Here is a 13,267-nt window from a genome sequence, read left to right as displayed (position 1 = left end):
ACTGTTCAGAGGCATGTCCTCGGATTATAAGTTCAAGCTAAGGATCAGCCATCTTTATCCTGGTTAATTTCTGGATTGCTTTACCCGCTGGGTAAAATCTGCTTTTCTCGAAGGCTCTGAAAGATGAAACCAGATTAAAATGATATCAATCAACGCAGACACACATTGCAACGATATTACTATCAACAAAATGAATAGTGATATCAATGGTCTTAGTATAATGGCTAAGGGGAGCGGTAATACGCTGCTTATTGAGTCAGGCGCCAAAATCAATAATCTCAAGATCGAGCTTATTGGTGATCATAATAGTGTTATTATCAGAAAAGGTGCAATTTTCTTTGGGGGGAGCTTAAGTGTTTCTCACAAAGCTAGCGTTAATATTGGTCTCAGGTGCAGATTTGGAAACAGACTGGAATTAATCGCCGAAAAAGCATCCATAATCTTTGGTGACGATTGTATGTTAGCTGCCGGGGTTCAGCTCAGGACGACCGATTCTCATCCTATTTTTGATTTAGCCAGCGATACAAAAATCAATCAATGCAAGAGTATTGAAGTGAGTGATTATTGCTGGATAGGAAAAAATGTGACTATCTTAAAAGGGGCGCAAATCCAACCATGCAGTAGTGTTGGCATTAACTCAACTGTTACAGGGAAAACTACACCGTTTTCGGTATGGGCCGGATCACCAGCGAAGCTGGTTAAAAGTGATGTCATCTGGTCAAGATTGAATAAAATTGATAGCTATCTTGATGAACCTATCATTGTAAGATATTTAAAAAAATATAAGGATCTCATTCCAGAAGGTTTACGCGACACTATTGTGAAAAAAATAGAAAGCTTCTAAAACACTGTGCTCAATATCTGAGCTAATGGTGAAAACGGCTTCTGTCGGGTAAATGTCATAATAGGTTGTGGCTACTGCATATAAAATATGTTTTGTGGTCAGACTTTATTGTGAGACTCCCTGTCTATTGGTTTTTGAGTCGATAATTGTTGCAAAATTTCTTAAAACTTTATACCTGGAGTCATTACAAAATCCTATAGGATCACTCATTAGCTTTTTCATTCTTTTTAACAATAATGGCCTGTTGTCCGGTACTTTTGAAAAAGTTCCATCTGGCATATGACGATGTGGTAACAGGCCTTTATTTTTAAGAATCAGAAGCTCATTTAGTTTTATTTTTAATGCCTCCATATCAGGTGTTTTTACATTTTTTTCTAACCACTGTCGGTTAACCGAAGGCACACACCCAGTAGCCAGTTGATCAAAGGTTGCCAGGCATCCACTGCCTACAAAGCTAGCTGTATGTATATCTTTTCGTACGCCAAAATCACTTACAATGGCTGTTGGGATGCCACGAGCCATAGCCTCTATTGCGACAGTTGAACTGACAGTAATGCATAGGTCAGTGTGCTGAAGGATTTCTTCGACCGGTTCGTAGGTAAATCGCAAATTATCCGGAAATTTTAATTTCAGTAATTTTCTTATTCTTTCTAGATGCCATATTTGTTTATGAATTGTTCTGCCGCCGAGTTTGCAGCGGGGCTTTATTAATATGGTTTCCTGAGGTTTTGATTTCGCTAAATGAACGAGTTTTTTTAATAAATAACATCTTTCACGAAAATTCCTGGGCGCAACAAGCTGCTCAAAAAAAACTATATCTTTTTGTTTGTTGACGAAGTTATGTTTGATGTTTAAAAGCTGAGGGTAGCCAAAACAAAAAGCGTTATCTGGTGAAAAAGCAAGCTCTTTCGATAATTCTATATATCTTTCGTAATCGTTGGGACAATTGAATAATATTAGATCAGACTGGACTCTGGATAAAATGGTTGCATCATCCCCCTCAATGTATCCAGAAAAACAACTAACAATCAGCTTTGAATGATTTTGTTCAAAAAAATTAATAAATTGTTTGTTAGTCAAGTTCTCAATCAAAATATCATTCTTAAAACAATCACCCAGTGAATGTTTAATTGCATATTTCGATAAATTTAATGATGAGTATTTTTTAAGCAAATTGTATCAGCTGACGTTATATAAAATTTTAAAAAGATTAAATGAATAATCAAATTATGTATTCTTTTAATTTATTCAGATTGTAATCTGACTGCCCTTTGCAATTGACAAAAAAGTGATTATCTTCATCGCTTGCCATCTCAGGCATGTTAACAATGTATTCGACAGTCTTTTTGTAATCATCGATATGATGAAATAACTTATTGCTGATCGCTTCTGAAAAATATTCCTTGGCATTTTCGCCATAGGCTAGGACTTTACAACCGAAAAAACTGGCTTCATATGCTACTGTAGAACTTTCAACAACTACCGCATAAGCCTGATTTAAGAGTTCGTATATATTCTTTGAGGTGGTTTCTTGTATATCAAAAAAAGAATAACTAGAAAAATAGTCTGTATATTTTTCTATCAAATGATGACTTCGAGGATGCAGTCTCAAAGAGATCTGAAATTTATCCTGAAGATTATTGTCAATTATCGTATTAGCGGCCTTGGTTATCATTGATTTTGTATGGTTGTGAGTATATTGCTCAATAAATACAATATTCTTGATCTTTTTACCTTCTTTATTGCTTCCATTCTTATAGGAAAATAAGTCTAATTTCCCTCCTACTAGCACTTCTGGTGTTAAATCGTCTTTTACTGGCTTTATGTATTTTCTTGAAGACTCACCCCAGACCCAAAAAGTATCTGGTAAGATATCCTTTTGATGATCAATTTTTTTCAAGTTATAAAAGTTTGGCCCCAGAATCCCATGTTGTACTTCTACCGTTTTTATTCCGAGCTTTTTGCAGGCAATAACCGCAGCCAGGCGTTCAGAAGAATAAAAGCTGGTTAACATGAGAAGCTTAGGTGAGATGTTAGATAGAATATTTATGAAATTATCTGATCTTATAAATATGGATTTAATCCATCTATCAACATAATCGTAACTGAATGGGCATAATAATTTATTCTTCCTAATGAAAAAGAAGAGTTCTTTTAGTCCTCGTATGTTACGTTCTTTAAAATTATTGGGTATATATTTATCAATCGGTTTCTTATAGTACAATATATCTCTTTCGAATTGGATTTTTCTGAAACCGTTATCAAATGGAAGAATGCTTAACTGTGTAAACTCTGACATTTCATCTTGAAAAGGCTTAAAAAGCCTGTTCTCTGAAGAGCCTCTCTCATTTAAAACCAATGAATCAAGAGCTTCAAGAAAAACAATTTCATAATTATTGTTAAGGCAGGGTTTTTCTTTCGCTAATAGCAAATTATCACCAACCTCTTTTGCGAAGAGTTTGTTTTGACGAAATGAGGAATCACTATTAAAAACTGAATAAGTTTTTCTATTGGCCGAAGCCAATAGCCCAGCACTATCGAAAGACCACAGGTGAAGACCTGCTAGCAAGCACTTTACAGCGTTCCAGACATACCAGCCATTAAATCTTATGTTTTTTACATTGAACTCATGCTCAATTCGACTGATGTTTTCTTCAACAACTTTAGGGTTCAGTGAAAATGAGGCCATATTAAATAATTTCTAGCTTGTAGTTGATTTTAAGGCCGTACTTGTTTTCCAGAAATAGCTTTTTCTCATATTGTTTTTTTGCCTGATTGCCAACTATGTTGCTATATAACATTCTACTTCTTGGGTTGACACCGTTACGTATTATATATTGCTTTAACCTGAATAAGCTTTTTTTAAAATTGCCACAATGATAATGGCATTCAGCAGACTTTATTCTTGATGATTTAGCCGCTTTATGGGTATTTATAATGTACTCATAATACTCCAAAGCTCGTTCAAAATTTCTAAGTGCATGATATGAATCACCTATCAATTCAACTGTATTTTTGCCATATTTATGCTCAATTTCATCATGTCTTTCTTTAGAGAAGAGTCTTACAACTTTATAAAAAGATCTCATTTTAAAAAGTTCTCTAGCAATATCAACTTTAAGGGACTCATGAGTTTCATAAAAGCGTATAATTCTTTCAGCAGAGAAATTATTGTTAGCACTACGGTATACTTTTGAAAACTTTACAGCTAAAGGGAATGTTCTTGGACTAACTTTACAGGCTAGCTTAATGAGTCTTTCAGTGTTTGCAGAGCTCTTACCAAAAAAAGAAAAATATTTCCTTATAAAAAAAGCTCTAACTCTAGAATATGGATTCAGCATTGACCAAGTCATCAATATTATCGATATCAATTGAAAATTTACGTTCCATGTCAAATGGAATGACCGGCTTTTCAAAGAGATCTAATCGTTTTATGAAGTTGATGCAATTTGATATATAGATTGCTCCATTAATTAAGTATGTTGACTCTAAACTTTGCCTTGGGGCTGTGAGGCTAGCCCAGTCAAAAACCGGTTCAATAAAACCATTCCGAAAATATAAGTTCTTTTGAATAGGGTGGTCTGTTTTGGTGACACTTACCAGGCTTTTAGCATTAGACGCATTGAATTTCTCCTTCGCATCTTTAATGTGTGTAGCACTACGCAAAGGTGATGTTGGCTGCAAAAGTATAAAATGCGTCGTTTCTTTATTTTGATTTACAAGCTCTAACAAAGCATGTTTGACTACATCAAGACTGCTTGATAAATCTGTTGCCAGCTCATCTGGCCGGTCAATGACCTCAGCTCCCCAGGTCAAACTGACCTCTTTAATTTCGGAGCAATCTGTTGTTACAACAATATGCTCAAAGCATTGGCTTTCCAGTGCTGCTGTTATAGTGTGTGCAATCATTGGTTTACCAGCAAGGTCAAGCACATTCTTTCGGGGTAACCCTTTAGAGCCTCCTCTGGCAGTGATAATGGCGGTATAGGTATTTTTCTGCATCAGGCTACTTCCTTTATGGCAGTTGCCATTAATGAAAAGTCTACATCATTGAATAGTTTTTGGTCTGCAGCAGACCAGATTTCTTCTTTCTCTATAAGCGAGATGAACTTTTCTGTACTATTGCCATCACCAAAATAGCTGTCTCTTACGGTTTTTGTAAAGCGAGAGGCTTTTTGAATAGCTTTGTATATGTCTTCGCTATCGTAACCAGTATTGATAATGCTCTTTGCAAAATACCTTGCGTTCTGACGGTTACCTATATTAATTGATGGCATACCATAGAATGGTGTTTCACGAATGCCTGCGCTGGAGTTGCCAATTATGCATTCAGAATTCTTCAGTAACGTCAGAAATGACTCAAACCGGATAGAAGGGTAAATTCTAAAGTTTTCTCTGTACTTCAATCGATCATACTCTTTAAGAATATAATCTGAACCTTCATCATTATTGGGGTATACAACCACAAAGTTTTTTTGGCATTTCAATAAAGCGTCAACTATTGCTTTGGCATTGGCTGGCATATTATCAATATCAGTGGTTACCGGATGAAATAGAACAACGCTGTAATTTTCAAACGGGATGGAATAATGTTCCTTCACTATATCTAAATCAGGCAGGTCAGACGATAGCATGGCATCTATATCGGGTGAACCGATATTATGGATATATTCCTGTTTTTCTCCCATTTGGACCAACCGTTTTACTGCCTCATCATTACAAACCATATGTAAATGAGATAATTTAGAAACAGAATGACGAATAGATTCATCGATCGTACCAGATCGCTCACCACCCTCAATATGGCACACCAGTGTATTAGTAAGGGCTCCTACAATGGCGCCTGCAAGGGCTTCTACTCGATCACCGTGGATGACGAGCATGTCTGGCTTATTTTCATGAATGTAACGTGAGAGACCTTTAATGGTGCTAGCCAGAATCATCTCCATTCTGTCACCAACATGTTGATTCATAAATGTGTAAACAGACTTATAACCTGCGCTTACAACCTCTCTGGCAGTATAACCATAACGTTGTAGTGTATGCATGCCCGTAATAAATACTTGGCATTCAAACCTTTCATGATTTTCAGTAGCTAGCATTAAAGGCTTTATTTTACCATAATCAGCACGTGTGCCTGTGAGGAATAGTATTTTACGTTGCTCCATGACTTTTTTTTCTGTTGAGAAGAGAATAGGAAGAGCTGACGAATGAACTTCGAAAGATCTTATGGGCAAGTTAATTTACATCTGACTTTTTAATATGTTCGTCAGAGCTGATGTTTCGTGTTGCGACTTTGCCTAGTAACGAATTGAAGTCCTCTGCTAGTATTTCACCAGTTCCAGGGCGCTTAACCCAGATGTTGTCTTTACTGAATAGATCACCTTCTCTGATATCTCTGATTGCAACAACTGTTGCGAATGCAAAATCTATAGTAGGTTGTTCTTCATTAATCGGTGTTTTTGTTCCGCCCAAAGTCTTGTGGATGATTTTAGATCCTAAGATTAGCTCAGACATGGTTTTTGAATCATTTGAACAAACAATATCTGGCCCTGGTCGATCCATTCTATCTGTAAAGTGTCTTTCAAGGATTTTGGCGCCCAGTGCTACGGCACCCAGACATGCATAATTATTAACAGTATGGTCTGACAGACCAATTACAGCATTCGGAAATGCAGATTGCATTTCGGTCATAGCACCCAGTCTGACTAATTCTGGTGGTGTTGGGTAGACGTTAGTGCAGTGTAATAATGAGTATGGTACGCCATGCTTTTCAAAAATAGAGACTGCTTTTTTAATACTTTCTATGGTATTCATTCCAGTGCTGAGTATTATAGGTTTACCAAATGAGGCAATATAATCAATTAATGGGTAGTTGTTGCACTCACCGGAACCAATCTTATAGGCAGGTATATCCATTCGTTTGAGTCTGTTCGCAGCTGCACGAGAGAAAGGTGTGCTAATAAAGATCATACCTTTACTTTCGACATATTCTTTAAGCTTGATTTCTTCCTCTTCATTGAGTGAGCATCTATCCATTATTTCGTATATAGAAACGTCTGCATTGCCAGGGATGACTTTTTTTGCCTCTGCACTCATTTCATCTTCAATGACATGGGTCTGGTGCTTAACCACTTCTACACCGGCTTCAGCTGCAGCATCTACCATCTCGAAGGCTGTTTTCAATGAGCCTTCGTGGTTGATTCCAATTTCAGCAATAACCAGTGGTTCGTCATTTGGACCAATTCGTCTGTTACCGATAAAAAATTCATTCATGTTGTATCTCTAAAAGTTTTGGCTGTTTTTAAGTGAGCTTTATTTAAAGTATCAAATACAGAATTTAGGGGTTAGATTGTGAATTTAGAATCCACTTTTAATATCACTGGTGTGATGCATGGTTTTCTGATCAGGCTTTTGTGCCATCAAATCTTCTGGTTCGCTATTGACTGAGATTAATGGATATTTGAGGGGGTTGTTCCCCAAGCTATAAGTAGATTTACGCTATGGTTCGTAATGATTTATATTCAGAAACGCTACCGCCCTTCGAGTTTTGCTTCGTGAGTTGTTGTAAGACTGACGCAAGCACGCATAGACTGAAACATCGAGATGGAAAATTTGGCTGAGTATTTTAAGATTTATCTTTTGATCAGGTTATTGTGTATTTTCAATACCTTGATCGGTTTTGTGCATCTGACCTATAGATATGATCTGAAACAACCAGATATCGAAAGCTGGCTGAGCATTTTAAGTTTTATGTTTTTTTTGAGTAATAGTGTATTTGCACACTTGATTTAAGGGTTACTACATTGCGTATTACTGCTATGTTCCCGTAAAGGTGCGAATATAAGCTAGGTAATAAGTACCTTGTATAAAGGTGGAGAAGCTTCGTGATCTCTATTATCTATGTATATTTTGCACACGAAATTCAAGAGTTTTGTATTTTCTTTGAAATCTATACTGTATTGATTTCCTATGCAATAAGTACTAGCAGCCTGTCGGACTTAAGCGTCCGTAGCGAGGATTGCAAGAAATTGAGGATAAAAATCTCTGTTTCTGAGGAGAATAGCGAGCTATTTGACGAAGAAACAGGGATTTTTAGACCAATTTATTGCAACCGCAGTAGGACAGTCTTAAGTCCGACAGGCTGCTAGAACCTATCTCTGATTTGCCTTGCCTAGGTTTTGCTCACGACTTCGATCGCTAACCTTTCGACTGTTCGAAAGGGTTGCAACTCCTTTTAATCTGCTATGCTCAGATCTCGAATAAAAAACCATTAGTTTAAGTAGTATGAGTCTTGAGGCAAGAGCCACGGCATTGGAAGAGAATCGGGAGCATTGCGACAAGGTCCTTGTTGGTATTGAAGGCACTCTAGGGTTGATTCTCAGGGAACAGGAAGGGGTGAAGTAAGAGATCACCGGGGTGAAGAAAGAGATGACAGGCGCTTTAGTGAGCACGATCAGATACTCACTGGCCTCAAAAGCACAGTGGCCTGGATTCTGAGGGGGCAAATATGAGTGAGGGAAGAATTGGCGGATCACAGTAGGCGCTTCGACAAGGTTGAAGAGCTGCTGGTCCAGATCGTCAACAACCTTGCCAGCAAGTAATCAACTTGTTTCCATGCATGGAGCAATAGAGCCTTGAAGCGCACGAACAAGTTAAATCGCTAACGACCACTGATTATTTTCAGCCTTGAGCGTCAGCTGCTTGATGGCCTGTGCCTCTTCGCTCTGTGCAAGAAGGTTGAGGAAAAAGCTGATTTTGCTGCTCGTGTTTATGGTTTCCAGATAGATAGATCGAAGTACTGCGTCCGAGGTCCTTGGTATAGCGATTTGATCCTTCTCCCAGCGAGCAACTGTTTGGCTATTAACACCCAATATTTCCGCCATGTTTTTTTGAGACATGCCACACTCGATTCTCAAAAATCGCACCTCCTCACCCAGGAGCGGGGTTTTCTTTTCAGTAATATATTTGGCAATGATTCGGTGAAGACCATGAACATCTTCCACGCCCACATAAGTCTCACCATCTATGGTTTCAATATCGTACCCATCAGCAAGGTAAATGTAAGATAAACCACACTCTGTATAGTGATAATTCATATCTCAGTCCTTTATTCTCGCTGAATGAAAATTGTGCGCGGTTTTTTCGAACTTACCTGCGAATGATTATTTTGAAATTTGTCATCATGATAGACAGTTTTTGAAATTCAGAGTGGGCAAAAGAGAAAAATTCAGGAGGGTGAAAAACTAATGAAAGACTTGCATGTCCCAGACGTGTCCCGCCCTGTTTTTTGAAATGGGCGAAAAACTCTGGAACACTTGGTATAACTGGTCGGAGCGAGAGGATTCGAACCTCCGACCCCCACAACCCCATTGTGGTGCGCTACCAGGCTGCGCTACGCTCCGACGTGCCGCTCTGTGCGGCGGAGCTGTATATTACCTTTCTAATGCGGATTTGCAAGTCTTAGTCTGATTTCCTTCTATAGCAACCTCTATAACAACAATGGATTAGCAAACAGAAAATGAAGAAATGTTTACTTTTTCTCCGTGTCAGACTATAGCCTTAACGACGAATCCAGTAGGATAACGACCTTAATCATCTTTCTTATGGGTTAACGCCAGTGTTAAATGCAATCAAAAGGGTTCTGACGCTATCTTTTTTACTCTTTGCCAGTCAACTGCTGGCAGAGCAGAAAGCAACAGCTCCAGATAAACCTGCTTCAGAAGCTGTGCAGCCTGTTGATGTAGTGATCAAGACCAGCAAAGGTGATATGACAGTTCGCCTGAATCCCGAGAGGGCCCCCGCCACCGTAGAGAACTTTCTCGCTTATGTAGACCAAGGGTTCTATGAAGGTCTGGTTTTTCACCGAGTGATGCCTGGCTTTATGATTCAGGGCGGTGGCATGACCGCAGATATGAGTCAAAAGCCGACGGAGGCACCTATCACGAATGAGTCTGGTAATGGCCTCAGGAACAGTCGTGGCACTGTCGCTATGGCAAGAACCTCTGACCCGGACAGCGCTACCTCTCAGTTCTTCATTAATCTCGTTAATAATGATTTTTTGAATAATCGTCCGGGTCGTCCGGGCTATGCAGTGTTTGGCGAGGTGATTAAAGGTGACGAGGTTATGGATTCCATAGCTTCGGTGAAAACCGGGAATAGAGGGCCTCATGCAAATGTTCCTGTTGACCCGATCACCATTATGGCAGTTGAAAGAGTCAAAACGGCCACCAATTAAGTAAAACAGCTATAAGCGTCGCTGTTACCCCAATAACTATCAGGTAAATAAGGTTCCATGAAGCGTTGGGCAAAAAATTGTCTGTTGATCATCTTGTTGCCGGTTATTACAGCCTGCGACAGCTTTTGGAATAGCAGGCTGGCATTAAAATCCGTTGATCAACCTGAGATGGAAGCATTGGTCCGGGAGCAGGGCTGGGTCCTGGTCGATGTTCGAGACAGTAACTGGTATAACGGATGGCCTTCGGGTAATGATCCGGATGGGGGGCATATTCCGGGTGCCCGAAACTTTGACCTGGCTTTGATGACAGCCGACCCTGAACCTGTTCAGAACCTTTTGGCCAGTAAGGGAATATCGCCTGACAACAATATCGTTGTTTATGGTCGCGACAAGCAGGATGCCCAGGTGCTCGCCCAGTGGCTGGTGGATGAGCAGGGCTTTAATGAGGATCGGATTCGTGTGTTTGAAGCAGGCTTTTCTTCCTGGCTGACCCAGGGTGGCAAGCCTGCCAAGTTGCCGGGTTATGAGCGACTGGTTACACCTGAGTGGCTGGATGAGCAGCTTAAGGTAAATTCCGATCTTATGGTACTGGATGTCTCCTGGGGCAGGGGGGCTCGCTATGTCGTTGAGCATATTCCCGGTGCCCTGCATGTTGAAACCGGCAGCCTGGAGTCGATTATCAAGGAGTCAAAAAAACTGGTGTCGGTCCTGCTCAGGCTGGGTATCACTAAAGATACGCCTATAGTCGTTTATGGCGATGATATGATTGCCGCTGCACGAGTTTTGTTTGTTCTTCAATATGCCGGTGTCAAAGATGTACGACTTCTCAATGGTGGACTTAAAGCCTGGACGGGTTCAGGCTTCCCGGTAGAAAGAGGCATTAACCACGCGACACCTGCCAGACAGTTTGGTAGCCGTATTCCTGCTGATTCTGAACTATGGATAGTTACGTTGGCATTAGAAAAAATTGCGGCGGCAAATGGATAAAGTTGAGTCTGTCTTCAGGCAGGCGGCTGAAAACAATCATCGTGCTCTATTGGTTTTATCCGGGACAGAAGTCTGGGCACAGCGGCAGGCTGAATGCCTGTTTCAAAATGCACTCCTGTGCTCAAATAATCCGGAGTTACAAGCTCTTTGGGTAGGTGAGCGCAAGCGGGGAAATGAAAGTTCGATCTCTGCATCTAAAGCTACAAGCTGGTTAGGGCGTGAGATTGACTTCCTGGTATTTAACGCCTTTTCCGGTTTTGATGTCGATGCCTTTGGTCAACTCAGTGGTGCTTTGAAAGGGGGAGGGCTTTTCGTACTTCTGGTGCCAGACCTGGATAACTGGCCAGATTACTGCGACCCGGATCATAAAAGACTTACTGTTTACCCCTATAAGCCTGAGCAGATCGGGGGGCTCTATCTGAAAAGGCTGGCAAACCTTATCAAGTCTGAAACGACGCTCTCTCTGTTATGCGAGAACAGCGATGCTCGATGGCAACAAACTGTTTGTTACACCGATTTATCTGATTCTTATCAAGCTGGATCAAAAGGCGACAGTGCTTGTAGAACATGGGATCAATCCGGGGCTGTTGAAGCTATTCTTCGCGTGGCAAAAGGCCATCGGCGTCGTCCATTAGTGCTGACTGCAGATCGTGGTCGGGGCAAGAGTGCTGCACTGGGTATTGCCTCCGCCCGCTTACTGCAATCGGGGCTTTCAAGGATATGGGTAACGGCCCCCTCTCTGACTTCTGCCGAAGTCGTCTTTAATACCGCTGAATCATTGCTTGATGGGTGTGAAGTCCACCGGGGAAAACTGCTTTGGGAAGGCAGTATACTTGAATTCAAAGCACCCGACGAACTCCTGCATCCTGATGATGACTCTGGTTGCGACCTAATGCTGGTCGATGAAGCCGCTGCTATCCCGGTGCCACTGTTGACCCAATTGTTAAGGAATCATTCCAGAATCGTTTTCTCATCCACCCAGCATGGCTATGAAGGAACGGGCAGGGGTTTTGCCATCAAGTTCAAGTCAACACTGTCTGAACTGACGCCAAAATGGCAGGGTCTGCATCTGAAACAGCCGATCCGTTGGGCTGGTAATGATCCTTTCGAGGCGTTTGTTTTCAGAGCGTTGATGCTGAATGCCTCACCTGTTTCAGAGGAAATGGTAGAGGGTGCAGGTATTGAGAACTGTTCATTTGATCGTCTTGAGTCGACTGAACTGATTCATGACGATCAGCTGCTGACGGATGTGTTTGGTCTGCTGGTATTCGCCCATTATCGAACCCGTCCTTTTGATCTCAGGCATTTACTGGATGGCCCGAATATCGAGGTGCACTGCCTCAGGTATCAGGAACGTGTCGTGGCAACGGCGTTAATGGCGCTGGAAGGTGGCATTGAAGACAACTTGCAGGAAGCGGTCTGGCTTGGGCAGCGCAGGGTTCGGGGTCATCTTATTCCACAGTCTCTCAGCAATCATTGTGGTTTTCCGGAGGCTTCAGGCTTTAAAGGTTTGAGGGTTATTCGAATTGCGGTACATCCTTCATTGCAGGGGAATGGGCTCGGCACTCATCTGTTGAAATGCATTGAAGAGCAGGCAAAGCTCAGAAAACTGGATTATCTGGGCAGTAGCTTTGGTGCAACCTCAGAACTGGCGTCTTTTTGGGGAGGTTCGGGCTATCTTCCTGTTCGAGTGGGTATTACCCGTGAAGCGGCCAGTGGCTGTTATTCAGTGATGGTTTTGAAGTCACTGAATGAAGCATTTTGTCTTCTTGTTAAAGAAATGCAGTGTCGTTTTACTTCAGGTTTTCTGATCCAGCTGCCCGGGGTATTCAGAGAAATGACTCCTGATCTGGCTCGAGTGATACTTCGCTTGAGTCATTCAAACATTGAATCGGTTCTGGATCAGCGGGATCAGATGGATCTGAAATCTCTTGTCTGTTCGGATCGTCTGTTTGAAAGTTGTCTGCCTGCCATTCGCTCCCTCCTTTTATCAAAAATTTCTGACAGCTCTGTCTCGAAGGTCGCTTTGAATGTCTTGATAGCCAAAGTACTTCAGTTGAATGACTGGTCAGAGATAGCCAGGGCGAATGGCCTGACGGGCAGAAAGCAGGCCGTTCAATTTTTAAGGCAATGTGTCCGGGGCTTATGTACGCGACAAAAAATCGCTGAAAGCCAGAGTAGCTCCCAGCTTTAAGGAG

At 41.2% G+C, this 13,267-nt stretch carries 11 protein-coding genes and 1 tRNA gene; 4 read left to right on the top strand and 8 right to left on the bottom strand.

All coding sequences use genetic code 11. The features are described from left to right. Positions 1-139: 139 nt before the first annotated feature. The gene (locus ACOJUN_RS22610; RefSeq protein ID WP_422134110.1) at positions 140-844 is read left to right on the top strand and encodes an acyltransferase; all 705 of its coding nucleotides are present in this window, start codon (positions 140-142) and stop codon (positions 842-844) included. A gap of 105 nt (positions 845-949) precedes the next feature. Here the strand turns inward: ACOJUN_RS22610 and ACOJUN_RS22605 are convergent, their stop codons facing one another. From ACOJUN_RS22605 to ACOJUN_RS22570, 8 genes are all read right to left on the bottom strand, one after another. Beyond that, on the bottom strand, positions 950-2,017 hold the full coding sequence (locus ACOJUN_RS22605) for a DUF6716 putative glycosyltransferase (RefSeq protein ID WP_422134109.1): 1,068 nt from the start codon (positions 2,015-2,017) through the stop codon (positions 950-952). Positions 2,018-2,066: 49 nt separating this feature from the next. After that, positions 2,067-3,533 carry a hypothetical protein gene (locus ACOJUN_RS22600; protein WP_422134108.1) on the bottom strand — a complete coding sequence of 489 codons (1,467 nt, stop codon included), beginning with the start codon at positions 3,531-3,533 and terminating at the stop codon, positions 2,067-2,069. Position 3,534: 1 nt separating this feature from the next. After that, entirely contained in the window at positions 3,535-4,185 is a 651-nt protein-coding gene (locus ACOJUN_RS22595) for a tetratricopeptide repeat protein (RefSeq protein WP_422134107.1), read from the bottom strand. After that, positions 4,166-4,846, bottom strand: coding sequence for a cytidylyltransferase domain-containing protein (locus ACOJUN_RS22590; RefSeq protein WP_422134106.1), 681 nt, complete (start codon positions 4,844-4,846; stop codon positions 4,166-4,168). The genes ACOJUN_RS22595 and ACOJUN_RS22590 overlap by 20 nt, the downstream gene beginning before the upstream one ends. Beyond that, on the bottom strand, positions 4,846-6,012 hold the full coding sequence (gene neuC, locus ACOJUN_RS22585; protein WP_422134105.1) for a UDP-N-acetylglucosamine 2-epimerase: 1,167 nt from the start codon (positions 6,010-6,012) through the stop codon (positions 4,846-4,848). Before neuC ends, ACOJUN_RS22590 begins: the two co-directional genes overlap by 1 nt. A 70-nt stretch (positions 6,013-6,082) precedes the next feature. After that, positions 6,083-7,120 (bottom strand): N-acetylneuraminate synthase, encoded by a 1,038-nt coding sequence (gene neuB / locus ACOJUN_RS22580; protein ID WP_422134104.1) that lies wholly within the window; start codon positions 7,118-7,120, stop codon positions 6,083-6,085. A gap of 1,379 nt (positions 7,121-8,499) precedes the next feature. Beyond that, positions 8,500-8,943, bottom strand: a complete 444-nt coding sequence (locus tag ACOJUN_RS22575) for a helix-turn-helix domain-containing protein (RefSeq protein ID WP_422134103.1) — start codon at positions 8,941-8,943, stop codon at positions 8,500-8,502. A gap of 229 nt (positions 8,944-9,172) precedes the next feature. Beyond that, positions 9,173-9,249, bottom strand: a tRNA-Pro gene (locus ACOJUN_RS22570). 215 nt (positions 9,250-9,464) lie between these two features. Between ACOJUN_RS22570 and ACOJUN_RS22565 the strand changes: the two genes are divergently transcribed. Genes ACOJUN_RS22565 through ACOJUN_RS22555 form a run of 3 tightly spaced genes read left to right on the top strand, consistent with a single transcriptional unit; the run spans position 9,465 to position 13,263 of the window. Continuing rightward, the gene (locus ACOJUN_RS22565) at positions 9,465-10,082 is read left to right on the top strand and encodes a peptidylprolyl isomerase (protein WP_422134102.1); all 618 of its coding nucleotides are present in this window, start codon (positions 9,465-9,467) and stop codon (positions 10,080-10,082) included. A gap of 57 nt (positions 10,083-10,139) precedes the next feature. After that, positions 10,140-11,069: a sulfurtransferase gene (locus tag ACOJUN_RS22560; RefSeq protein WP_422134101.1), complete on the top strand. Its 930-nt coding sequence runs from the start codon at positions 10,140-10,142 to the stop codon at positions 11,067-11,069. After that, positions 11,062-13,263 (top strand): tRNA(Met) cytidine acetyltransferase TmcA, encoded by a 2,202-nt coding sequence (locus ACOJUN_RS22555; protein ID WP_422134100.1) that lies wholly within the window; start codon positions 11,062-11,064, stop codon positions 13,261-13,263. Before ACOJUN_RS22560 ends, ACOJUN_RS22555 begins: the two co-directional genes overlap by 8 nt. Positions 13,264-13,267 lie beyond the last annotated feature (4 nt).

Origin of the sequence: Endozoicomonas sp. ALD040, from assembly GCF_049275945.1 — a bacterium.
Classification (GTDB): Bacteria; Pseudomonadota; Gammaproteobacteria; order Pseudomonadales; family Endozoicomonadaceae; genus Endozoicomonas_A.
The sequence above is the reverse complement of the archived record's forward strand: the minus strand, read 5'-3'. Positions and strand labels throughout refer to the sequence as shown.

Bases quoted from the DNA above. Each gene is read 5' to 3' on its own strand.
- neuC (WP_422134105.1), bottom strand. From the start codon at position 6,012: ATGGAGCAACGTAAAATACTATTCCTCACAGGCACACGTGCTGATTAT.
- ACOJUN_RS22555 (WP_422134100.1), top strand. From the start codon at position 11,062: ATGGATAAAGTTGAGTCTGTCTTCAGGCAGGCGGCTGAAAACAATCAT.
- ACOJUN_RS22595 (WP_422134107.1), bottom strand. From the start codon at position 4,185: ATGCTGAATCCATATTCTAGAGTTAGAGCTTTTTTTATAAGGAAATAT.
- neuB (WP_422134104.1), bottom strand. From the start codon at position 7,120: ATGAATGAATTTTTTATCGGTAACAGACGAATTGGTCCAAATGACGAA.
- ACOJUN_RS22610 (WP_422134110.1), top strand. From the start codon at position 140: ATGATATCAATCAACGCAGACACACATTGCAACGATATTACTATCAAC.
- ACOJUN_RS22590 (WP_422134106.1), bottom strand. From the start codon at position 4,846: ATGCAGAAAAATACCTATACCGCCATTATCACTGCCAGAGGAGGCTCT.
- ACOJUN_RS22560 (WP_422134101.1), top strand. From the start codon at position 10,140: ATGAAGCGTTGGGCAAAAAATTGTCTGTTGATCATCTTGTTGCCGGTT.
- ACOJUN_RS22600 (WP_422134108.1), bottom strand. From the start codon at position 3,533: ATGGCCTCATTTTCACTGAACCCTAAAGTTGTTGAAGAAAACATCAGT.
- ACOJUN_RS22575 (WP_422134103.1), bottom strand. From the start codon at position 8,943: ATGAATTATCACTATACAGAGTGTGGTTTATCTTACATTTACCTTGCT.